General features: G+C 40.1%; 21 protein-coding genes. 11 read left to right on the top strand and 10 right to left on the bottom strand.

Annotated elements, in window-relative coordinates; genetic code table 11:
- Positions 1-128 precede the first annotated feature (128 nt).
- The 4 genes from ACP69Y_RS05185 to ACP69Y_RS05170 all read left to right on the top strand — a co-directional run bounded on the left by ACP69Y_RS05185 (position 129) and on the right by ACP69Y_RS05170 (position 3,854).
- Positions 129-1,316, top strand: coding sequence for a phosphoglycerate kinase (locus ACP69Y_RS05185; protein ID WP_425916754.1), 1,188 nt, complete (start codon positions 129-131; stop codon positions 1,314-1,316).
- Between the two features lie 160 nt (positions 1,317-1,476).
- The gene (locus ACP69Y_RS05180) at positions 1,477-1,749 is read left to right on the top strand and encodes a hypothetical protein (protein ID WP_425916752.1); all 273 of its coding nucleotides are present in this window, start codon (positions 1,477-1,479) and stop codon (positions 1,747-1,749) included.
- A gap of 122 nt (positions 1,750-1,871) precedes the next feature.
- Positions 1,872-2,909: a class II fructose-bisphosphate aldolase gene (fba, locus tag ACP69Y_RS05175; protein ID WP_425916750.1), complete on the top strand. Its 1,038-nt coding sequence runs from the start codon at positions 1,872-1,874 to the stop codon at positions 2,907-2,909.
- Positions 2,910-2,990: 81 nt separating this feature from the next.
- Positions 2,991-3,854 (top strand): EamA family transporter, encoded by an 864-nt coding sequence (locus tag ACP69Y_RS05170; RefSeq protein ID WP_425916749.1) that lies wholly within the window; start codon positions 2,991-2,993, stop codon positions 3,852-3,854.
- A gap of 311 nt (positions 3,855-4,165) precedes the next feature.
- Here the strand turns inward: ACP69Y_RS05170 and nfsB are convergent, their stop codons facing one another.
- A complete protein-coding gene (gene nfsB, locus ACP69Y_RS05165; RefSeq protein WP_425916747.1) occupies positions 4,166-4,819 on the bottom strand; it encodes an oxygen-insensitive NAD(P)H nitroreductase in 654 nt (217 codons plus the stop codon).
- Positions 4,820-5,166: 347 nt separating this feature from the next.
- Here nfsB and hpaI point away from each other — a divergent pair, with 347 nt between their 5' ends.
- The gene (gene hpaI / locus ACP69Y_RS05160; RefSeq protein WP_425916745.1) at positions 5,167-5,958 is read left to right on the top strand and encodes a 4-hydroxy-2-oxoheptanedioate aldolase; all 792 of its coding nucleotides are present in this window, start codon (positions 5,167-5,169) and stop codon (positions 5,956-5,958) included.
- A 71-nt stretch (positions 5,959-6,029) separates the two neighbouring features.
- On the opposite strand, the gene ACP69Y_RS05155 is transcribed toward hpaI, so the two are convergent.
- From ACP69Y_RS05155 to ACP69Y_RS05145, 3 genes are all read right to left on the bottom strand, one after another.
- Positions 6,030-6,449, bottom strand: a complete 420-nt coding sequence (locus tag ACP69Y_RS05155; protein ID WP_425916744.1) for a hypothetical protein — start codon at positions 6,447-6,449, stop codon at positions 6,030-6,032.
- Positions 6,450-6,628: 179 nt separating this feature from the next.
- The gene (locus tag ACP69Y_RS05150; RefSeq protein WP_425916742.1) at positions 6,629-7,348 is read right to left on the bottom strand and encodes a UDP-2,3-diacylglucosamine diphosphatase; all 720 of its coding nucleotides are present in this window, start codon (positions 7,346-7,348) and stop codon (positions 6,629-6,631) included.
- An 85-nt stretch (positions 7,349-7,433) separates the two neighbouring features.
- Positions 7,434-7,943, bottom strand: a complete 510-nt coding sequence (locus ACP69Y_RS05145; protein ID WP_425916740.1) for a peptidylprolyl isomerase — start codon at positions 7,941-7,943, stop codon at positions 7,434-7,436.
- Positions 7,944-8,109: 166 nt separating this feature from the next.
- Here ACP69Y_RS05145 and ACP69Y_RS05140 point away from each other — a divergent pair, with 166 nt between their 5' ends.
- Together ACP69Y_RS05140 and ACP69Y_RS05135 are read left to right on the top strand one after the other, a co-directional pair.
- Entirely contained in the window at positions 8,110-9,834 is a 1,725-nt protein-coding gene (locus tag ACP69Y_RS05140) for a glutamine--tRNA ligase/YqeY domain fusion protein (RefSeq protein ID WP_425916738.1), read from the top strand.
- 191 nt (positions 9,835-10,025) lie between these two features.
- Positions 10,026-10,475 (top strand): SRPBCC domain-containing protein, encoded by a 450-nt coding sequence (locus ACP69Y_RS05135; protein WP_425916736.1) that lies wholly within the window; start codon positions 10,026-10,028, stop codon positions 10,473-10,475.
- A 191-nt stretch (positions 10,476-10,666) separates the two neighbouring features.
- Here the strand turns inward: ACP69Y_RS05135 and ACP69Y_RS05130 are convergent, their stop codons facing one another.
- Complete coding sequence (locus ACP69Y_RS05130) at positions 10,667-11,203, bottom strand: lecithin retinol acyltransferase family protein (RefSeq protein WP_425916735.1); 537 nt, start codon at positions 11,201-11,203, stop codon at positions 10,667-10,669.
- Positions 11,204-11,366: 163 nt separating this feature from the next.
- Between ACP69Y_RS05130 and ACP69Y_RS05125 the strand changes: the two genes are divergently transcribed.
- A complete protein-coding gene (locus ACP69Y_RS05125; RefSeq protein WP_425916734.1) occupies positions 11,367-12,125 on the top strand; it encodes a phosphodiester glycosidase family protein in 759 nt (252 codons plus the stop codon).
- Between the two features lie 464 nt (positions 12,126-12,589).
- On the opposite strand, the gene ACP69Y_RS05120 is transcribed toward ACP69Y_RS05125, so the two are convergent.
- The 3 genes from ACP69Y_RS05120 to trmA all read right to left on the bottom strand — a co-directional run bounded on the left by ACP69Y_RS05120 (position 12,590) and on the right by trmA (position 15,619).
- Complete coding sequence (locus ACP69Y_RS05120; protein ID WP_425916732.1) at positions 12,590-13,834, bottom strand: outer membrane protein transport protein; 1,245 nt, start codon at positions 13,832-13,834, stop codon at positions 12,590-12,592.
- 223 nt (positions 13,835-14,057) lie between these two features.
- Positions 14,058-14,285 (bottom strand): hypothetical protein, encoded by a 228-nt coding sequence (locus tag ACP69Y_RS05115; protein ID WP_067865671.1) that lies wholly within the window; start codon positions 14,283-14,285, stop codon positions 14,058-14,060.
- A 251-nt stretch (positions 14,286-14,536) separates the two neighbouring features.
- Positions 14,537-15,619, bottom strand: a complete 1,083-nt coding sequence (gene trmA, locus ACP69Y_RS05110) for a tRNA (uridine(54)-C5)-methyltransferase TrmA (protein ID WP_425916730.1) — start codon at positions 15,617-15,619, stop codon at positions 14,537-14,539.
- 70 nt (positions 15,620-15,689) lie between these two features.
- Here trmA and ACP69Y_RS05105 point away from each other — a divergent pair, with 70 nt between their 5' ends.
- Positions 15,690-15,935 (top strand): hypothetical protein, encoded by a 246-nt coding sequence (locus ACP69Y_RS05105; protein WP_425916728.1) that lies wholly within the window; start codon positions 15,690-15,692, stop codon positions 15,933-15,935.
- On the opposite strand, the gene putA is transcribed toward ACP69Y_RS05105, so the two are convergent.
- Positions 15,927-19,697 (bottom strand): trifunctional transcriptional regulator/proline dehydrogenase/L-glutamate gamma-semialdehyde dehydrogenase, encoded by a 3,771-nt coding sequence (putA, locus tag ACP69Y_RS05100; protein ID WP_425916727.1) that lies wholly within the window; start codon positions 19,695-19,697, stop codon positions 15,927-15,929. The genes ACP69Y_RS05105 and putA overlap by 9 nt on opposite strands.
- A gap of 119 nt (positions 19,698-19,816) precedes the next feature.
- Between putA and ACP69Y_RS05095 the strand changes: the two genes are divergently transcribed.
- Entirely contained in the window at positions 19,817-20,308 is a 492-nt protein-coding gene (locus ACP69Y_RS05095) for an Lrp/AsnC ligand binding domain-containing protein (RefSeq protein WP_425916725.1), read from the top strand.
- A gap of 68 nt (positions 20,309-20,376) precedes the next feature.
- Here the strand turns inward: ACP69Y_RS05095 and putP are convergent, their stop codons facing one another.
- Entirely contained in the window at positions 20,377-21,912 is a 1,536-nt protein-coding gene (gene putP / locus ACP69Y_RS05090) for a sodium/proline symporter PutP (RefSeq protein ID WP_425916723.1), read from the bottom strand.
- A 466-nt stretch (positions 21,913-22,378) separates the two neighbouring features.
- Between putP and aspA the strand changes: the two genes are divergently transcribed.
- Positions 22,379-23,821 (top strand): aspartate ammonia-lyase, encoded by a 1,443-nt coding sequence (gene aspA, locus ACP69Y_RS05085; RefSeq protein ID WP_425916940.1) that lies wholly within the window; start codon positions 22,379-22,381, stop codon positions 23,819-23,821.
- Positions 23,822-23,873 lie beyond the last annotated feature (52 nt).

Genomic DNA, 23,873 nt, shown 5'->3' with positions numbered 1-23,873 from the left:
ATGATGTGGCTTTTGACTATCATAATCAAAACTTTGTCTTTCGACAGCTTTTATGCAAAAGAAGCTAACCTTTTTCTGCATAATCATTTAAAATCGGGCGGTTTTTATATCTATAAAGAGAGCTATACATGAATTTTCAGCGTATGACTGACCTCGATTTAACAGGTAAACGTGTTCTTATTCGTGAAGATTTAAACGTACCTGTAAAAAATGGTGAAATTACAAGTGATGCGCGTTTACGCGCTGCGCTTCCTACAATTAAAGCAGCGGTAGAAAAAGGCGCTGCGGTAATGGTTTGTTCTCACCTTGGTCGTCCCGTTGAAGGTGAACCTAAACCAGAACAGTCGTTAGCGCCTGTTGCTGCTTATTTGACTCAAGCTTTGGGTCAGAAGGTTAAATTGTTTAGCGACTACTTAGATGGTGTTGAGGTTGCAGCAGGTCAAGTGGTATTGCTTGAAAACGTGCGTTTCAACCTGGGTGAAAAGAAAAATAATCCTGAACTTGCACAAAAATATGCAGCACTGTGCGACGTATTTGTAATGGATGCATTTGGTACTGCGCACCGAGCAGAAGCCTCAACTGAAGGCGTAGCTCGTTTTGCCGCTGTTGCAGCGGCAGGTCCGTTACTTGCAGCTGAACTGGATGCTCTAGGCCGCGCACTTAAAACACCTGAAAAGCCAATGGTTGCCATTGTTGCAGGTTCTAAAGTGTCAACTAAGCTTGACGTGTTAACTTCACTTTCAGATATTTGCGATCAAATCATCGTCGGTGGTGGTATTGCCAATACATTCCTGGCTGCTGCTGGCTACAATGTGGGTAAATCATTGTGTGAAAATGATTTGATCGACACAGCCAAAGCCATTGCTGCAAAAGTTTCTGTTCCATTACCAACAGACGTTGTGGTTGCAGATGCGGCTGAAATCGATTTTGCTGATTTCTTGGGTTCATTGGCTAAAGCGAAAGCTGTTGTGAAAAATGTTGCTGATGTAACCGACAACGACATGATTTTAGATGTTGGCCCAGAAACGGCAAAAGCATTCGCTGAAATTATCAAAACTTCAAAAACGATTCTTTGGAATGGTCCAGTGGGTGTATTTGAAGTCGATCAATTCGGTGAAGGGACTAAAGCATTGTCTTTAGCGATTGCTGAATCAGCAGGTTTCTCTATCGCGGGTGGGGGGGATACTTTAGCTGCAATCGACAAATATGAAGTGGCTGAAAAAATTGGCTATATCTCTACGGGTGGCGGTGCATTCCTTGAGTTTGTAGAAGGTAAAACCCTTCCTGCAGTCGCTGTATTGCTTGAACGTGCTTAATCTTTAGATCAGAATCATCAGATTAAGTCTAAAGTAAATATGGCAGAAGGTTGGCTACAGTCGGCCTTTTGTCATTTTGGGATACATATTTTAGTCATTAAAATGAAATATATCTGTAATAAAATTAAGTCCATTAAATCTCCTGTCCTAGGAAACTCTGATGAACTTGAAATTAACACTTGCAGCACTTCTTATTGCACCTTTAGCTTTAACTGCTTGTTCCAAGAAAGATGAAGCTCCAAAAAATGACACAGCTGCAACAACAGCAGTAGAAGAGAAAATCACCCCAGAGCAACAAGCGGTAATTGATTCAATTGACAAACCGGTTCTGGATGAAAAAAATACAGATGTACCTGCGGAAATAGCCAATGCAAATGCAGATGAAGCAACTCCTGCAGCCGAAGCCGCAGCTTCTGAAGCCACTGCACCTTAAGTTTGTCATGTTTTATATAAAAGTCCCTGCATAAGCAGGGATTTTTTTTGAAATAGTGTTTTTTATTACTGAATTGAAAGCAATCAGCATGTAGAATATGGGGCATCAACTGGGAGGACATTATGGCACTTATCTCATTGCGCCAGCTCTTGGATCACGCCGGCGAACACAACTACGGCGTACCAGCGTTTAACGTAAACAACTTAGAACAAATGCGCGCAATTATGTTAGCCGCAGACGAAACGAATTCACCTGTTATTGTTCAAGCATCTGCGGGTGCTCGTAAATATGCAGGCGCTCCGTTCTTACGTCATTTAATTTTGGCAGCAATTGAAGAGTGGCCACATATTCCAGTGGTTATGCATCAAGATCATGGTACTGACCCTGATGTATGCCAACGCTCAATCCAGTTGGGCTTTTCATCGGTAATGATGGATGGTTCACTAGGTGCAGACGGCAAAACACCAACATCTTACGAATACAACGTTGATGTAACTCGTCGTACTGTTGCGATGGCGCATGCTTGTGGTGTGTCAGTTGAAGGTGAAATTGGTTGCCTGGGTAGCCTTGAAACCGGTATGGCTGGTGAAGAAGATGGCGTAGGCGCTGAAGGCGTTCTTGACCATTCTCAACTTTTAACTTCTGTTGAAGAAGCAACTCAGTTTGTAGCAGATACCAATGTCGATGCTTTGGCAATTGCAGTCGGTACTTCACACGGTGCATACAAATTTACCCGTCCACCTACAGGTGATATTTTAGCGATTGACCGCATTAAAGAAATTCATGCGGCATTGCCAAATACCCATCTTGTGATGCACGGTTCAAGCTCTGTGCCACAGGAATGGTTGGCTGTGATCAATGAATTCGGCGGCGACATCAAAGAGACTTATGGCGTGCCTGTTGAGCAATTGGTTGAAGCAATCAAACACGGTGTTCGTAAAATCAATATCGACACTGACTTACGTTTGGCTTCTACGGGTGCGATGCGTCGTATGATGGCTGAAAAACCAAGCGAATTCGATCCACGTAAATTCTTCTCTGCGACTGTAGATGCAATGAAACAAATCTGTGTAGATCGTTACACATCATTTGGTACTGCGGGTCATGCAGACAAGATTCGTCCAATTTCTTTAGAGAAAATGGTGAATCGTTATAAATAATCCTTAAAGATTATCTATAATCAAAAGCCCACATTTGTTGTGGGCTTTTCTATATTTTATAACTAAAAAATAAGGCAAAAGATGGAACTTATATTTGCAGCGGCATGTTGTAGTGTCATCATCTCAATTCTTTTAAAGTTATGTAAGAGCAAAGGTTTTGATGCATTACAAATGATTGTCTGGAACTACGCTTCTGCCAGTCTATTGTGTTTTCTATGGTTTAAGCCAGATCTGCAGCATATTTCAATGGTCAATACGCCGTGGTGGTTAATTATTGTCTTAGGTGTTTTGCTGCCGAGTATTTTTTTATGCTTGGCAAAATCATTGCAATATGCCGGCATTATTAAAACTGAAATTGCCCAGCGTTTATCTGTGGTTTTATCACTACTGGCAGCATTTTTCATTTTTCAGGAACAGTTTAATACCGTAAAAATCATCGGTATTGCTTTGGGAATTGCAGCGGTAATCAGTCTTTTATTTTCACATCAAAAAGCCGAAACAGGGCAAACATCTTCAAAGCAGGCAATAGTGTATCTTGCCCTAGTCTGGTTTGGTTATGCCTTAATTGATGTATTGCTCAAGTACACCACAGGATTAGGCGTACAGTTTGCTGTAGCCCTAAATTTAATGTTTATCTGTGCCTTTGTTTTGTCATTGGCTTATATTGCGATTACAACGAAAACTGTGGGTAGCAAAAAGAACATTCTGGCGGGTCTAGGTCTGGGAATTTTAAATTTTGCCAATATTGCACTGTATGTCAAAGCGCATATCTTATTGAAAGACACACCTGCAATTGTATTTGCAGGTATGAATATTCTTGTGGTTGTATTTGGTGCATTAAGTGGCTTAATTATCTTTAAAGAAAAATTAAAGCCCGCTACCGCGGTGGGTTTGGTTTTAGGTTTGGCTAGTGTGATTAGCTTAGCTTATGCGATATCTGTTTGAATAGGGTCTTTGCAAAAGTCTTAGGATGTTTAACGATGTCAATGGTGTCGGCAGTCCCTAGCAGTAAGCCAGCTTGATTGCAGTGCGGACATGTGGGGTAAAAAGAAGTCGCATTTGTGGAATATTGATGCATATAAATTTTATTGCAGTGTGTGCATTCAAATTTCATCGGCATTTTAGTTGTAGCAGGGATCATGATATGAACCACCTTTTATTTTTAGCGCAAATATACCTCAATATTGTTGCAAGAATAAGACCTGAAATGACATGAAAGGGGGTTATAACCCCCTTTTATTGTAATGAAACGTTAATTAAAGCTGAGTGAAAATCTGTTCTTTGTCTAGACGTGATTTTGGCAGTTGGGCATTGAAATCATTTTCACTACGATAACCAAGTGTCAGTAATACCGAAGGGACCAAGCCTTTTTCTGTTAACTGTAATTCATCATTGATGATTTGTTCATCAAACCCGCCAATTGGCGTTGCATCAATTCCTTCAATTCCGGCAGCTAACAAAATTTGACCTAAAGCAATAAAGGTTTGATTTTCGGCCCAGCGCTGAATATCACCTTTTTCATTGCGATAATAATTGACATAACCGCTACGGCTATCTTTTTGGCCTTGTTTGGCGGTTGAGTCTTTAAAACGACCACTGATGTCATCTTGAGCGAGCAAGTTATCTAAATGCTGTTCACTGATATCTGCTTTAGTACAGAACAAAATAGTATGTGAAGAATCTAGGACTTTGGGTGCGTTATAGGCATATTTCCCAACCAGTGCTTTGGCGATCCGTTCTTTAGCCGCTTGATTGTCAGCAATAAAAAAATGCCAAGGTTGAATATTGATAGAAGATGGAGTCAAACGTAAGATCTCTAATAAACGTGCAACCTGTTCCTTAGGGATTTTTCGAATAGGATCATAGGCTTTGGTGGTATAACGGGTTTTTGAGACGTTTAAAAGATCCATGAATGATTACTCCACTTATAAATTATGTCTGTCATTTTACCTGAAGCGTTATCCAAATGGTTTATAACACATGGATCTCGTTTTAGACTTTGGCATGGATAAGAAAGTATTCATAGCAAATACTATCCTTCACTCAATTTATTACACTTTATATAAGACAGTATTTGTATCTTGTTTAGCTTAAGTTTCAAGTGTGATCCATGATTTTATAAAATGAAGGATGAGTATTTTTCAATAAATTAAAAGTTTTAGCAGATCAAGACATACGTTTTCGATATTGGTACTTTTAGAAAAATGGCGTTTAATCAATATTAAATTCAATATATGACCATTCCGAGAGCAGGCGTATGGACTTTAGCAATCACTTTAAAAGAAAACTAAAAACTCAACAGCAAATTGGGTTATGGGTCGGTTTGGCAGATGCCTACGCTACTGAAATTTCAGCCAATGCAGGATACGACTGGTTGCTGATTGATGGGGAACATGCACCCAGTGATTTAAGAACCACGCTTTCGCAGTTACAAAGTATTGCAGCATATCCATCACAGGCAGTGGTACGCCCACCCATTGGCAGTGTGCAACTGATTAAGCAGTTATTAGATATTGGTGCACAAACCTTATTGATTCCGATGGTGGAAACGGTTGAGCAAGCAGAACTGATGGTCAAAGCAGTGCACTATCCACCTGAAGGGATTCGTGGTGTCGGGGCGGCTTTGGCACGTGCAACGCGTTGGAACAGTATTCCAAATTACTACGAAACAGCCCATGAAAATATTTGTTTACTGATTCAGATTGAATCGGTCACAGGCTTAGAAAATCTAGATGATATTTTAAAAGTTGACGGGATTGATGGTGTATTTATAGGTGCTGTCGATTTGTCTGCCACTATGGGCTATCAAGGCAATCCAAACCATCCGGAAGTGCAAAAAGCAGTAGTTAATGCAATTCAACGTATCCGCACAGCAGGTAAGGCCGCAGGGATTTTATCGACACAGCATGAAGCCACGCAGCAATATTTGGAACTGGGTACAGAGTTTGTGGCAGTGGGCGTGGATACCAGTGTATTAATGAATTCACTTCGTGAATTATTGGCCGAGTATAAAGGTGGTGAAGTGATGAAATCTGAGGGTGGGTATTAATTTAAATAGTGCAGAACAATTGATTGGACTGAAAAAAGCCCCTGACTTTTTATCGAGTAGGGGCTTTTGTATTAGTATGCGTATTTTAAATCAGTATATTCATTCAACGACATTGCCACATGCTTGTCAATGAATTCACGGATATCTTCCGTAGTCATAGGCTGGCCTTGCTTGGTAATCACGTGTTCCATAGGCGCTTGATCTACAGCAGTAATTTTATAAACGAAGTTACAAACCACTTTATAATTAGAATCAGCTTTCACCATGCAAGTCACGTAGCTATAAGCATGTTCAAAATTTAAATCGGCATGTGAGAAGATAAACTGGTCAAATAATTTAAGGGCTTTACCATCTTCCAGTGCTTTTAATTCATCGACAATATTACTTTCGAACTGTACAGCGTAGCGCTCGGAAACAGGTTTTCCATCGATCAAAAGTGAAACTTTACCGCCATCATGATGGGTCACGGTGATATTGCTAAAATCAGACATGCAGATCTCTAAAATTGAATGAAATGATAGAGGCTGATTATGTTTGAATTGGTTTACAAATCAAGAAATGATTAGGTAGGTTGATGATATTCAGGATAAATAAACAACAATTGTGAAGTTCTTAATACGCTGTAAATGAATTCGCTTTTATTCAGTCAAAATGGTCTGAGCAGTTAAAATTAATAAGTCCAAGTTTTTAATTTTAATGTTTGATGAACTTGTTCGGGATCAATTTCTAAAATCTGTGCTTCATGTTCACGCCAGTCGCCTAAAACAATCCGTGATTTATCATTTTCATTATGGATAGCAGGGCGGTGGGTATGTCCATGAATCAGTAAATCCACTGCTTGAAGTGATTGTTCAACTGCATGTTGATTCACATCCATTATCTTATAAGACTTCACTTGCTTGGTTGCGGTACTTTTTTTACGGAAACCATTCGCCAGTTTTTGGCGGAAACTTAATGGCATACTTTTAAGAAAACCTAAAAGTAGCGGATTGCGAATAATTTTACGGAATTTTTGGTAGGACACATCATCGGTACAAAGCAGGTCGCCATGTTCAAGACGGATTTGAATGTCATCAATCTTTAAGATATCTACCTCAGGCAATATAGAACCATTGAACTGCTTTAAAAAGCGTTGACCCAATGCAAAGTCACGGTTGCCGACCTGAAAATAAACATGATTACCGGCTTGAGTGAATTGCTGTAGAGCACTGACAATTTCATCTAGCCATGGGGCAGAGTAGTCATCACCAATCCATGCGTTAAACCAGTCGCCTAGAATATAAAGCTGAGTGTCTTTATTTTTATAGTGATCTAATAAATCCAAAAACCCCCGAACGAGTCGAGGGTATTCAGGTGACAAATGTAAATCAGCGATAAACAGATAGGTCACTTATTTTCCTTTTTTAATCCCACCTAACCTCCCTTTTAAAAAGGGAGGAAAAGTCCCTCTTTTATAAAGAGGGATTTAGGGAGATTTACTCAGCAATAATTTTAGCAGATTCGATTACAACGTTTTCTAAAGGAACGTCAGCGTGGTAACCACGGTTACCGGTACGAACACCTTTAATTGCTTCAACAACATCTAAGCCTTCAGTTACTTTACCAAAAACTGCATAACCCCAACCTTGCGCTGTTTTACCAGAATGGTTAAGGAAGCTGTTGTTGCTTACGTTGATGAAGAATTGAGCAGAAGCAGAATGAGGCGCTTGCGTACGAGCCATTGCAACTGTACCAATATCATTGCTTAAACCGTTATCAGCTTCATTTTCAATAGAATCGCGAGTTGCTTTTTCTTTGAAGTTTTCATCCATGCCGCCGCCCTGGATCATGAAGTTTTCAATTACACGGTGAAAAATCACGCCATCATAAAAACCGTCGCGAACATATTCTAAAAAGTTAGCAACAGTCTTAGGTGCTTTTTCAGAGTTTAATTCAAGAACAATACGTCCTTTATTGGTGTTTAATTCGACTTGAGGAAAACTCATTCTATAATCTCCTGATCATGGACAAAAAAAGCCATGGGTTTTTGGTTGAGAGAAGCATAAGCAAACTGTAAACTACAAGGCAAGCAAAAACGTTACTTTCTTTGTTAAAAATTTAGAAAAGCGTTTTAATTATCCTATTTTATCTTATAGAAGTGATTTATCAACTATGAAGCCGAATGATGTTGTTTCATCCCTGCCAAATAACCCGACAACTCAAAATCAATCTGTCGATGCTGCGCAGCAAGAACAACAGCCGGGCTTAGACTTTGTACGCCAAGTGATTACTGATGATCTAGCAGCAGGCCGTACACAACAAGTGGTGACACGTTTCCCGCCAGAACCAAATGGTTATTTACATATTGGTCACGTAAAAGCCATTTGTCTGAATTTTGGTATTGCCCAAGAATTTGATGGCGTATGTAACCTACGTTTTGACGATACCAATCCAGATGCAGAAGAACAAGAATATGTAGATGGTATTGCCAACGATGTAAAATGGTTAGGTTTTAACTGGAATGGTGAACCTCGCTATGCATCGAGTTATTTTGATCAATTGTATATTTGGGCAATTCAATTGATTAAACAGGGTGATGCTTATGTCGATTTGCAAACGCCTGAAGAAATTAAACTCAACCGCGGTAATTTCAAAGAACCCGGTAAAAATTCACCCTATCGTGATGCTTCAGTGGAAGAAAATCTGGCGCGTTTTGAACAAATGCGTAATGGTGAGCTTGGCGAAGGACAAGCGGTACTGCGTGCCAAAATTGATATGGCATCTCCAAACGTACATATGCGTGATCCTATTTTGTACCGTGTACTGCATTCTGAACATCATCAAACCGGTGATAAATGGAAAATGTATCCAATGTACGATTATGCGCATCCATTATCAGATGCGATTGAAGGGATTACCCATTCACTGTGTACTTTGGAATTCCAGGATCACCGTCCGTTCTATGACTGGGTGGTTGAAAAAGTTAAGTCGCCATCTGTTCCGCATCAGTACGAATCAAGCCGTTTAAACGTCGATTACACCATTACCTCTAAACGTAAATTACGTAAATTGGTTGAAGGCAATCATGTTAATGGCTGGGATGACCCACGTATGCCAACCGTAGTCGGTATGCGCCGTCGTGGTTTTACACCTGAAGGTTTACGCGATTTCTGTAAACGTGTAGGTGTTTCTAAAGTTGATGGCAGTATTGTTGATGTTGCAATGCTTGAATACTGTATCCGTCAGTCTTTGGAAAATACCGCTGCGCGTGGTATGGCGGTGTTAAATCCATTGAAAGTGACGTTAACCAACTTGCCTGAAGAAATGGACTTAACGCATGCGCGTCATCCGAACGTAGACATGGGCGATCGTATTATTCCTTTATCTAAAGAAATTTATATTGATCGTAAAGACTTTGAAGAAGTGCCGCCTAAAGGCTTTAAACGTTTAATTCCAGAAGGTGAAGTACGTTTGCGTCATGCCTATGTGATTAAATGCGACGAAGTGATTAAAGATGCCAATGGGGAAGTGGTTGAACTGAAATGTTCAATTGATCCTGAAACTTTAGGTAAAAATCCTGAAGGTCGTAAAGTCAAAGGCGTGGTGCATTGGGTGTCTGCAACCAAAGGTATTCCTGCAGAAGTTCGTATCTACGAGCGTTTATTTACTGAAGCTGCTCCTGATGCAGATGATGACTTCTTAGCGAACTTAAATCCAGAGTCTTTAACTGTGCTTCAAGCGATGATTGAACCTGCGTTAGCTGAAGCTCAAGCTGAAGATCGTTTCCAGTTTGAACGTGAAGGTTACTTCGTGGCAGATCAATATGATCATTCAAGCGATAAACCGGTGTTTAACCGTATTTTGGACTTAAAAGATAGTTTTAAGCCAGGTAAATAATTTACTTGTGGTTTAATTTAACAAAGCTCAACTTCGGTTGGGCTTTTTTGTAGCATCCAAGCAAGAATTAGTTTTAACTGTGTATAGTTTATTATGTAATCTTATAAAAACCATCCTTTTTTCTGCCCTAAAACCTCTCATCAATGCGAAAGTATAGATATTATCACTGCAAAAAGATGAGGCTAAGAAAAATGAATAATGTCGTTATCGAGACACAGATGTTAATTCGCAAACCGGTTGCTGAGGTATTCAATGCCTTTATTGATCCAGAAATCACCCGCAAGTTTTGGTTTACTTCCTCTACGGGACATTTAATGGAAAATAAAAACGTAGATTGGTATTGGGAAAAATATGAGGTAACGACCAGTGTTTTTGTGGAACAGTTGATTAATAATCAATTAATCCAGATCAAGTGGGGCGAGCCAAAGTCTACGGTAGATTTTATTTTTGAGAGAATATCCGAGAACGAAACTTATATTAGAATCCGTAACTACGAGATTCCTTTAGAGGGTTCGGAGTTAATTGCTTTTGTCATTAAACATACCAATGATTTCACCACACTTTTAGCTGGCGCTAAAGCCTACTTGGAATATGGCGCACAACTGAACTTGGTCAATGACCGACTTCCACCATTTGATTAAAGGTTTGGAGAAATCTTTTGAAGATAAGCATTTTATTAAATGACTATAATTAAAATGATCCTGATGCTTATTTTTAGACATTGTACGGTTGAATAACACGAGCTGAGCAGCACATCTCTTCAGTTCTTTTTCAAGCCCCATTCAAATGGGGCTTTTTATTTTTAATAATCATCAATGGGCTGAACTCAAAATTAAGGATTTTTCTGTTCAGGTTCTTTTAATAATAAAGAGGGCGGCAGACGTTTTTTTGCTTTATCGCGTAATTTTTTCTTGATGTACAACACCAAAGCAAAACAGGTGGTGGTGATGGTCAGCAACATGCTGTTCATATAACTCATGATAGAGCTGACATAACCAATCGTGGTCAGGCGGTTCATCATGTGAATGACTTGAGGGCTGCTCTCAACACCGGTAATGGCCCAGGTACATAAATGTTCGCAGTTGTTAATAATAAGATGATAGTTGTTTTCGTTCATGCGTGAACGCATGCGCCGTATGACTTTACGCCCAGTAAATTTGGGATTGCTGTAGTGTTGAACAATAATGGTTTTGCCGAAACTGAATTTTTGCAGCGAGGTGACCTCAATCGGACGTTTTTTGAATAAATGCGCGAAACCAGAATAATGAATCACCCGGCCACGCCCTACATAAATGCCATGATGGGAATAGCCTAAGTGTTTAACAATAAGATGTGTTCCTAAAGGAAATCGTATTTTCTGCGGCTGCATACCAGGCTTAATCAATAAAGTTGCAAATGTATTTTATTGACCTAGTTTACTGCCTCTCTATGAAAGAGTCGACCATTTCACTAAGCTTAAAGATCTTTTTATAAAAGCTTCATCATTGTATAAAATTTTCAGCCTCAACCTAGGTCGTCCGGGAAAGATAAAAGTGAAGAATCAATTTTTCTTAAAAGGCGCCGTAATTTTCGCTTTAAGTTTAGCTTCAATAAGCTATGCAGAAGTCTACTCAGAACACTGGCAAAGGGGGGCTTTTAATGTAGATGTTGTAAAAATTGGTCAGCCCCAAAACTTACGTTTATTTTTAAATGAGGCCAAAACAAGTCAGCCGCTGCATAAATTTGATGCCGTTCAGAAGCAATTAAAGTCTTGTGAAAAGCTATTATTTGCCATGAATGCCGGGATGTATCATTCAGATTATTCTGCAGTTGGTTTATATGTAGAAGCATCACAGCAAAAGCAGAAATTAAACAGATTAAAACAAGGATTTGGTAATTTTCATATTCAACCAAATGGTGTGCTGGCTTGGAATCAGAATAAAACCCTGATTACCACCACAGATGATTACTCAAAGCTAAAGTTTAATCCGGATTATGCGACGCAATCTGGGCCAATGCTGGTGATTAATGGAAAAATCAACCCGCATTTTTTAGAGCAGTCAAACTCATTTAAAATTCGTAATGGCGTGGGGATTAAAGATCAAACCCTGTATTTTGTAATTAGTCGTACGGCGGTAAGTTTTTATCAATTTGCACAATTTTTTAAACAAGAATTAAAAGTAGAGAATGCATTATATTTGGATGGCTCAATTTCAAGCGCATATATCCCTCAATTAAAACGAAAAGATTCATATTTTAATCTTGGACCTATGCTTGCTTATATCGATGAGCAGAACTGTCAAAAAGACTAAGGGCTAAAGTCTTAAAACTATCTGTCTATGTAGCTTATTATTTTAACTATTTTCATCATAATTCATTTTAAGCATGATTTTTATTTTGTAAATTTTTGCCTAAGATAAATTGCAGAAGTCAAAAAATATTTAATATTAGATTTTTTAAAATCAGCACGGCCTCATTTGATTGATTCAATTTTTATACCTTTGCGTAGGCATTACCTCTACTTTTTGAAAGGTCAAAATGAGGATCTCAAAATATATTTTGAGTCCGCAAGAAAAACCTTTTGTTTCCCATCACGACATCCTTGTCCTGATGGGAAACGTGTGGCATCCATGTCACCCACATGACTCCAATACCTGCTGAAATCTATTTTTAATTTTGGCTTTAAGAACGACTTGTAGTAATTGAAAAATGATTTATGAAAGAATTCTCTAGAATTAGGTGTAAACAAATTTTGTACTTTGAATTGAATTATTCGTTAAAAATGATATCCAATTTTTAAACCATAGCCTATGGCATGATTGTCATCGAATTCACCTACTTTTGAGGTTGCTGAAACGCCTGGAAGCGGTAAATAATACGTTCCATCCTCTGCGGTTACATTCCCCAACCAAAAATATTTAACTCCGCCTGAAATAAAATAATTGGGTTCGGGATGGTATTGCATTGCTAAACCAATTCCCCAATAGCCTTTGGTTGGATTAAGGATGGATGCCGGATCGCCTGTACCGGAATCCCAGCCGATATCAAAAGCGCTAGACCATTGGGGAGTCCATTGTTTTGCCACACCCACAGTCGCACTCCACTGATTCTTTTGATAATCATCCAGATTGAATCCAGCGGTATAAGTTCCACTACTGATTGTAGTCGTTGCCAGTTGGGATAGTGCACCGAATTGGGTAGGACGGATCACAAAATCTTTCCAGTTGACCCAACGAATATTGGAATAAAGCAAAGTGCTGACCGTAATACCGGTTTGAAAATCGAGATTGACAGACTGCGGTGTGGAAATTTTAGTTTTAGTTTCATCAACCAAAAGCAGGGGTGTCCCTAACACATTTTCGGAGACATTGATTTTGTGATCAATTTTGGAGTGATAAGTCAATGCGGCTTTTAATGCCATATCAGGCACTTGATAAGCGAAACCAGCCAGCCAGCCGACAGCCGCATCTTCCTTGAAAATAGCGTTATAGCCATTAAATTCTGCATAAACCAATCCGCGTAGAGAAACATGACCTTTAATGGTTTGAAAGGCGGGTCCTGCATATAGATTAAAGTTTTTGAAGGGCTGATAACCTAAAATTAAACTGAGATTTTGGGTATCCACATTGATCTGTGTACCTTGTTGACTCAGTGCTGGATCGGAAAAACTGGCATTGCGCTTTACCGGATATTGTAAATCTGATCCAAAAGGCTGATCGTAAAGGATACCGAAAGAGAGTTCTGGTTTTAATTGGAGTTTAAGCGCCGCACTATAATATTGAAAACTTTGGCTAATGTTATCTGTTGAATAGTCGTTAACACCGGAATCAACAAGGTCGGATCGTGTACTTAAAGTCCGCCCTGATACTTCGGGATCAGCGGCGGTAATGGACGCTTCAAAATAATGCCCTGCTTCGAGAAAAGGCAACAAGGATTGTCCTGATCGGTCCATTGCGGCTGCCATGCCGTGACTTGAGATCAGGCTGCATAATATTGCCAGTCTAGGATAATACCGTTCCATATATTTTCCTTTTTATTAGACTAATTTTTATTTTTAAGACATTCTTATTTTACTTTTTATAATTTTTCACCTATGAGTAAAGCACTTTTAAATACAGGGGAACAGAGATTTCTAGATGAAAAGGGAGAAGTATGTTTCTAAGTATTAAAATCGAAGCATATACGTTTTGCACAGGCAAATAAAAAGGCATTTAGTGAACTAAATGCCTTTGAATTAGACTCTACTATTGGAGGGGTAGGTGCTGTAATTCGTTTAACTCTTTACGGCTATAACCTCGTGAAGCTAGAACCTTTTTAATTCCAATGATGACATCTTCATCTGTTGCCTTTGCTAAAGCTTGGATCAGTTGTTCATTCGATTTACAAGAGTAATCATTTTCGACACAAGAGATTTGATTCTTGTGTTCGTTTTGCTGTTGATTAGCAGAAAACAGCTTTTGCCAAAAACTCATAGAGCCTTCATACACAACTTAACATAGTTCGAAATATATCCAATTTCCTGAATAATACAAGCCTAGGTCAGTGACAAAAACAGCATTTGGACTTGAAATTTTCCGATGATAAGCACTACCTTTAACGATATTATGAGATTTACTATTCAGAATTATTTATAAACGATTAATTTTTAATGAAATAAAAATGAAGCTCATTGGAGCTTCATTAAAATAAAAATACTTACAAACTTAACAATGAAATAAATTGTTTAAATCTTTTCCAGTAATACACCTGATTCCACATGATGGGTATAGGGGAACTGGTCAAACATCGCAAATTTGGTCACTTTATGTGTGGTTGACAGGGTCTTTAAATTGTCCTGTAATGTGTCAGGATTACATGAAATATAAATGATACGCTCAAAACATTGAATCAGTTTTAAAGTTTCATCATCAATACCCGCACGCGGTGGATCTACAAACACGGTATCGAAATCATAGCTTGAGATATCAATCTTAGCTTCCTGTAACCGGCGGAATTCACGTTCACCATTATAGGCTTGGGTGAAATCTTCAGCTGACAAACGTGCAACCTGAATATTGTCAATCTGGTTTTGTTCAATATTCCACTGTGCAGCATAAACAGATGATTTAGCCAGTTCAGTTGCAAGCACACGATTGAACTTGGTTGAAAGCGGCAGAGTGAAGTTACCATTACCACAGTACAATTCAAGTAAGTCTTTATCTGACTGTTCAGCTGCATTGCATGCCCATTCCAGCATCTTTTGGCAGACTTGAGCATTCGGCTGGGTAAAGCTACTTTCGATTTGCTGGTATTGATAAGTACGATCGAATACTTGCAGTTCTTCAACCACAAATTCATCGCTTAATACCACTTTTTGACCGCGGCTACGACCAATCAATTTGATATTCAGTTTTTCAGCCAGTTGTTTGGCCAAGGTTTCCCATTCGGCATCCAGCGGGCAACGATAAATCATTGAAACCAGCATTTCGCCTTTTAAAGTCGCCAGAAAATGAATTTCAAACAAGCGTTTAGACAATACCGGACTGCTTTTCAGTTCCTGCAGCAAAATCGGCATCAATTGATTAATACTTTTATCTGCAATCGGGAATTCGTCAATGCGAATGACTTGTTTCTGGTTGTCTTCACTGCGTTCAAACATCGCATAAAACATATCGTCGTCAGTATGCCAAATACGGAATTCTGCGCGCATACGGAAGTTTTGTTCAGGCGACGGAAATACTTCTAAAGAAGGAGGATTAAATTCGGCAAATTGAGCAGAAATACGTGCAATCTTGGCATCAAGTTGTAACTGATAAGCTGAAGTCATATGCAGTAAAAATCACGAACACATTGAAAACAGGGATGGTAACAAAGTTTGAATCAGATGACTAAACTTATTGCCCATTCAGCGGCAGAAATATCGTTTCAACCAAAATTTGGCTAGATATAAAGAGTACTTATTAAGTATAGAAATTTTAAGCTTGCTTTATAAATTCAATAAAGAATCACTGAATGAGGGGATTAAATATAAAAAGAAACCAAGTCAACCTGACCAGGGAGTAGTTGACTTGGTAAAGAGGAAAAATATTAGAGTTATAGGATTAAGCGCTGAAATTCAGCTTTTAGATTTAGCCTTAAGTTAAGGTCATCAGGCTGGCATTCCCTCCTGCGGCTGCGGTATTGACACTGATCGCGCGCTCAATGACGAATCTTTCTAATGGAATATCGTGGTCAAGCGGCTGCAAATGGGTGATGCCAATAATCGCACCTGAGCGGACAGCAATTTTATTTTGCAACTTTTGCAGTTGGGCTTGGGTGCCGTGATGTAGCACGGCATCAAAATCATCGGTTTCAATGTTTTGAATCACCATAAAACGCTCGGCAATTTCTATTGGCATTTTAGAAAGATACTTGAGTACAAAAGTATTTTCAGACAGAACCACAGGCTGACTGCCGACCGCAAAAATTGCAGCCCATTGCTGAAGCTGATCCTGTTCCTGATCCGCCAAAGACAGCACACGTTTTCTTGGCAACACCACATATTGATTACTTTCACCGGTCGGTCCTTGTAATTCATAATGATGACCTGAGCAGAAAGCTGGGTAGGGTTTTAATTGATATTGAGGGAAGGTCTTTTCTGCCCAAGTGTAAAACAGCTCATATAAAGGCTGATGCGCTGGCTGTGTTTCAAGAGATTGAGTTGCAAAAGGTTGAGCCAGCTTTTTAGCAGAGCAGTGCTGCATTAAACGATACAGATAAATCGGACCGCCCGCTTTAGGACCTGTACCCGACAAACCTTCACCACCAAACGGCTGAACGCCGACCACAGCACCAACAATATTGCGATTAATATATAGGTTGCCGACTTCTGCATGTGCAATCACGGTTTGAATGGTCTCATCAATACGGGTATGCAGCCCCATAGTGAGTCCATAACCTTTGGCATTGATCTGTTCAAGTAGCTGTTCTAATTGCCCGTATTTATAACGAATCACATGCAAGACCGGACCAAAAACTTCACGCTGCAAATCATTCAGATTCGGTAATTCAATTAAAGTTGGCGGAATAAAAGTACCTAGGGTTAAAGATGGATCTTGTACCGCATTCAACATGAGCTGATGGACGGGATGACCTTTACTGCGCATCTGATCAATATGTTCTTGAATATTGCTTTGCGCTTCAGTATCAATCACAGGGCCGATATCGGTCTTTAATAAAAACGGATTGCCGACGCGCAGTTGTTGCATCGCGCCTTTCAACATATGAATGACGCTATCGGCATTGTCTTCTTGCACACAGAGCACACGTAAGGCAGAACAACGTTGGCCAGCACTGTCATAAGCCGAACTCACCACATCAAGAATCACTTGTTCGGTGAGTGCAGATGAATCGACAATCATGGCATTTTGACCGCCCGTTTCCGCAATTAGTGGAATGGGCTGGCCAGATTGACTCAGTCTTTGCGCAAGGGTTTTTTGCAAGATTTTGGCCACATCGGTTGAACCGGTAAACATGATGCCCTGAACACGAGCATCTCCACTTAATTGCGCACCTACAGTTTCACCTTGTCCGGGAAGCAGTTGCAAAACATCTTGAGGAATACCGGCTTGCCATAAAATTTGAATCGCTTGAGCAGCAATCAGCGGTGTTTGCTCAGCCGGTTTTGCAAGTACGGTATTACCGGCAACTAGCGCCGCTGAAATTTGTCCTGTGAAAATAGCCAATGGGAAATTCCATGGGCTGATACATAACACGGGGCCGAGTGGTTGAATCAATGCATCCTGATCCAGATCAATCATTTGCGCAGCGTAATAATGTAAAAAGTCGATTGCTTCACGAACTTCTGCAATGGCATTGGCATAGGTTTTGCCGCTCTCACGACACAGTAGAATCATCAGTTCTGGCAAACGCAATTGCATGATATCTGCAGCGCGTTGCAAACAAGCCGCACGTATATTTTTCGGGGTATTGCTCCATTCAGCTTGGGCATTGACTGCATTATCTAATGCCAGATTCACTTGTATAGCAGTTGCTTCTTGCACATAGCCAACGACATCGGAGTGATTTGCAGGATTTAAAATGGTGATGAGTTCTGAATTATCATCAGTCAGATTATGTTCGTTACTCAGGTTTTTACCCAAAGCCTGCGCTTGCCATTGCTGCTGACTGAAATCTTGTGCAGTTTGATTCAGCAGCATTAAGTCATGGTCATTGGCTAAATCCAAACCGGCCGAGTTTGGACGAGTATCGCCGTATAAATCGGGTGCTAGGGGAATAGCCGGATGCTTTTGACCAATCTGTGATTCTTTGGCTGCATTTTTAAAAATTTCTGAATGTGGGTTTTCAATCAGATCTTCAATTTTTAAGGTTTTATCTGCAATACGGTTGACGAAAGAAGTATTGGCGCCATTTTCCAGTAAACGGCGTACCAGATACGCCAGTAGCGTTTCATGATTGCCGACCGGTGCGTAAATACGGCAAGGCACGCCCAGTTTGTTATCTGTTTTATCGCCAACCACTTGCTCGTAGAGTGGTTCACCCATGCCATGCAGACACTGGAATTCATATTGACCGCTGTAATATTGGTTTGGATCGGCCAGATGGTAAATCGTGGCAAGGGTTTGGGCATTGTGCGTCGCAAACTGCGGATAAATCTGTTGTGGGGCAGCCAGGAGTTTTTTGGCACAGGCAATATAAGATAGATCAGTATGTACTTTACGGGTAAATACCGGATAGTCAGTCATGCCATCAATTTGAGCTTTCTTGATTTCGCTATCCCAGTAAGCACCTTTAACCAGACGAATCATCAAACGTTTTTGACTGCGTTTTGCTAAATCCACCACGTAATCAACTACGTTAAAGCAACGTTTTTGATAGGCCTGAATCACAAATCCAATGCCTTTCCAGTCGGCAAGGCTAGGCTCAAAACACAGACGCTCTAATAATTCTAAAGAAATTTCCAGACGCTCAGATTCTTCGGCATCAATGTTTAAACCAATATTGTAGTGTTTCGCCAGTTCCGCCAATTGCAGCACTTTAGGATACAGCTCGTCATGTACACGGCTGATTTGTGCACGCTGATAGCGCGGATGCAGGGCAGAAAGCTTGATCGAAATACCAGGACCGTCATACACATCTTTGTCTTGTGAAGCTTGACCGATGGCATGAATCGCATTGCTATAATCTTGATAATAACGTTCTGCATCATGTTCTGTGAGTGCCGCTTCACCGAGCATGTCATAGGAATATCGGAAGCCTTTATCTTCTAAAGGTTCTGCATGTTCTAGCGCTTCTTGAATGGTTTCACCAGTAACAAACTGTTCACCCATCATCCGCATTGCCACATCTACCGCTTTACGGATAATGCCGCGACCACTACGTGCCAAAAGCCCGGTCAGTACACTGGATAGACTTTTTTGTTTTGGTGTTTCCATCAGTTTGCCGGTCAGCATGAGACCCCAAGCCGCGGCGTTGACAAACATCAGGCTACTTTGTCCGACATGTTCTTTCCAGTTGCCCTGATTAATTTTGTCGCGAATCAGCAGGTCACGGGTAGCACTGTCCGGAATACGAAGCAAGGCTTCGGCCAGACACATCAAGGCAATGCCTTCCTGAGAGGATAATGAAAATTCTTGCAATAAACCCTGAACGATTCCCGCTTTACCATTAGAGCTTTTGCGCTCCCGTAATGTATGAGCCAGGTTAAAAGCCAGGTCGTAAATACGCTGGTTCAGTTGTTCAGAAATTTGGCTATGTTCAAGCAGGTTTTCAACACACTCAGGTTCCGCACGGCGCCACGCGGTATTAACCTCAACTTCATAATCATTCTTTTCTTTGAATTCAGTAATATATTCAAAGTGAGGTTTTGCCAGATTGAGGCGGGTTTCTGTATCCATCATATTCATGCCAACGTCCTGTGACTGCCAATTTTTTTGTTGAGTCAAATACCTTATATAATTTATGATTACAGAAAGGATGCCGAATAACTCACTATAATTTTTATTCATTTTAGAGAATAATTCAGATGACAAGCCCGATTTTTACATTGGACAGAACAGATATCAAAATTTTAGATATTCTGCAAAATAATGGACGAATTTCAAATATCAAACTCGCTGAAGCGGTGAATTTATCAGCCACTGCAGCGCTGGCACGGGTACAGAAGTTAGCCAAAGATGGTTTTATTTTAGGCTATGAAGCCAAGTTGAATCCTGACATGCTGAATGCCAGTTTTGTGGTGTTTGTGGAAATTTTACTGGATAAAACCACACCTAATGTATTGGAGGAATTTTCCGATGCGATCATGCAATATCCTGAAATTGTGGAATGCCATATGATCAGCGGCGGTTTCGATTTCGTGGTGAAAATTCGCTGTGCCAATATGGAAGAGTTCCGCAGAATTTCGGGACAAGTGCTCTGGCAATTGCCTGGAGTAAAAGAAACACGAAGCTATCCGGTGATGGAAGTGATTAAAGAAAGCTCGAAAATTCATCTTAAAAGTAAAGGGCAAAAATAGAAGCAGCAAAAAGGGGCTTACGCCCCTTATCTTTCAATAAAACTCAAGTGAAAATCATCTGAGTTTTATTAGGGATTTTCAGTTTGAGTCGGTATTCCATTTTTTAACTCAGCCATTTCTTTTTTATACAAATCATCTGCCTGTTCAAAACGTTGCAGTACTTCTCGAGAAGGCATTTTTTCAAGCAAGCTCACCACAACAATGCTCACAAATGACAGAATAAAGCCCGGAATAATCTCATACAGTCCTGTACTGGCCAGGGTGTTCTTCCACAAAATAACTGTTAAAGCACCGATAATAATTCCAGCAATCGCTCCGTTTAAGGTCATACGTTTCCAGAACAAAGACAAAATAATTAATGGACCAAATGCTGCACCAAAACCTGCCCAGGCATAAGCCACCAAACCCAAAACTTTACTGTTCGGGTTGCTTGCAAGTGCAATGGCAAGAACGGCAATAGCTAAAACCATCAGGCGTCCCACCCAGACCAATTCCTTTTGCGAAGCATTCTTGCGTAGAAATGATTTATATAAATCTTCAGTCAAGGTACTTGAACAGACCAAGAGTTGGCAACTTAAAGTACTCATCACTGCTGCTAAAATCGCGGCTAAAATAACGCCTGCAATCCAGGGATTAAACAGAATTTTGGTCAGTTCCATAAAGATCGTTTCAGGATTTTGTGAAACGACCGAAGATAATTCTGGATGTTGCTGGAAATAGGCAATCCCGATATAACCTGCACCAATCGCACCCGCTAGGCACATAATCATCCAGCTCATGCCAATACGACGTGCAGCAGGAATCGTCTTCACAGAATCGGCTGCCATAAAACGCACCAGAATATGGGGTTGGCCAAAATAGCCTAAGCCCCAAGCCAGGGAAGATAAAATGGCGACGGTACTTAAACCTGAAAGCATATTGCTGGCATGCGGACGAGCTGTTTCAATTGCGGTTGCAAAATGTTGACTGTGATCACCCAGTGCGAGGTAAGCCATAATCGGGGTTAAAATTAAGGCGAAAATCATCAATCCAGCTTGAAAAGTATCGGTCCAGCTAATTGCAAGAAAGCCACCGATACACACATAGCTAATGGTCGCAATGGCACTGATCCAAAGGGCAGTGGTGTAAGACATACCAAAAATACTTTCAAATAATCGAGCACCTGCAACCATGCCAGAAGCACAATAAATCGAGAAAAAGACCAGAATCACGAGGGCTGAAATAATCCGTAGCACACGTTTACGATCCGCAAAACGACTTGTGAAGTAATCCGGCAGGGTTAACGCATTATTTTGAACTTCGGTATGCACACGTAAGCGACCTGCAACCAGCAGCCAATTCAGCCATGCACCGATAATCAGTCCAATGGCAATCCACGCTTCCGATAAGCCTGACAGATAAATTGCTCCGGGTAGACCCATCAACAACCAGCCACTCATATCAGATGCACCTGCTGAAAGTGCAGTAACAACACTCCCCAGACTACGTCCACCCAAAATATAATCTGAAAAGTTGGTGGTCGCCTTATAGGCATATAGCCCAATACCGACCATAGCGATGATATAAAAAATAAATGTGATTAATGTGGGGTTCAGTTGACTCATGTGCTCATCCTTTTGTCCTTATGCATTCATCTATCCGAGATGAATTTTTATACCGGTTCTGTAAGGCGCTGATTCAAGCATAAAATTGAAATTACGTTCTGTTACATTTCGAGGGGATTTACTAGCATGTTGTGTAGCGGAATGTATTTTTAGATACAATTGATAAAAAATGAAAAAATTAATCAATTATAAGTATGGCGCTTAATATCATTTATAAGGTCAATCTAAAGGCTTAATGTGAATTGAAATCAGCATTAAAGATTTTTAAGCTTAATTTTTTTGATGAGAAAAATTGGAAGTGGAAAAGGTAGTTGGAAGTACTTACACTAGCTACAAAGCTGCTGTAATTCGTTATAGAACATTGCCAAATAAATATCTTTTTACAATATTTAAAGTACAGTAAAGGTTTAATATTTTTTCAATTGCACAATTGTGGTGCATAAATGTGAGTATATTTAAAGTGTCTATGGTTCAACTCGATAATACAAGAATAGAACGTGATTTACTGGGAGCAAAGGAAGTTCCAGCAGCATGTTATTACGGCATTCATACTGTCCGTGCTTTAGAGAATTTTCAAATCTCTAATCAGAAAGTCGGCAATCATCATCATTTTATTCGTGCTTTGGCTCAAGTCAAAAAAGCTTCGGCACAAACCAATTTAAAATTTAGCAAGATTTCTGAACAAGTCAGTCAGGCGATTCAGCTTGCCTGTAATGAATTGATTGAATTTCCCGAAAAATGGAGTACAGCTTTTCCTTTAGATGTTTATCAGGGCGGAGCAGGTACGTCTATTAATATGAATACCAATGAAGTATTGGCTAATATTGCCCTGGAGCATTTAGGTTTTCATAAGGGACAATATGAACATATTCACCCCAATGATCATGTCAATAAATCCCAATCGACCAATGATGTGTATCCAACCGCGTTACGCTTGGCGACCTATTATAGTTTGGATGATCTTTTAATCCAGATTCAAGAGCTCATTGATACTCTACATATAAAGGTTGCAGAGTTTCAGTTTGTTTTAAAAATGGGCCGCACCCAATTACAGGATGCAGTTCCGATGACTTTGGGACAAGAGTTTCGTGCTTTTGCAACGTTATTAAAAGAAGATATCCGTTTAATTCAACGTACCCGTGAACTTTTACTAGAAGTAAATTTGGGTGCCACAGCTATTGGGACAGGGGTAAATACACCTAAAGGCTATGCGCATGAAGTCATCCAATCTTTGAATAAAATTACCGGACTAAACTTAATTGGGGCAGAAGACTATGTGGAAGCCACCAGTGATTGTGGCGTCTTTATTATTTTATCGAGTACGCTTAAACGACTTGCAGTGAAACTTTCAAAAATCTGTAACGACTTGCGTTTATTGAGTTCGGGTCCACGTACCGGTCTAGCCGAAATTCGCTTACCTGAATTGCAAGCCGGCTCATCAATTATGCCTGCCAAAATTAATCCGGTGATTCCTGAATTGGTCAATCAAATTGCTTATAGAGTGATTGGTAATGATCTAACCGTGACCATGGCTGCGGAAGCGGGACAGTTACAGTTAAATGTAATGGAACCAGTCATAGCGATTTCCATTAATGAATCAATTGAATTACTCACCCAAGCCATTTCGAGTTTGGACCATAAATGTATTCAGGGCATTCAAGCCAATGAGCAGGTGTGTTATGACGCTGTAATGCGAAGTGTGGGTATTGTCACTTTACTCGATCCAATTTTAGGACATGCTAAATGTGATGAAATTGGCAAGCAATGTATTGCGGAAAACAAGACCATTCAGCAGGTCGTCTTAGAGCAGAAATTACTTACACAAGAACAGTTAGATGAAATCTTTGCCTTTAGCAATCTGGTTTCAGAAGTGACCGCACAACATGAGCTTTTCGCACAAGTGAGTTAATTCGCTCTGTGCAAAAATTTAATCGCTATATGAGCAAAAAGGTAGCAGTTTT

The sequence above is a fragment of the Acinetobacter sp. TSRC1-2 genome (assembly GCF_049895885.1).
GTDB lineage: Bacteria > Pseudomonadota > Gammaproteobacteria > Pseudomonadales > Moraxellaceae > Acinetobacter.
Note: the sequence above shows the minus strand (reverse complement) of the source record. Positions and strands in the feature narration are given on the sequence as shown.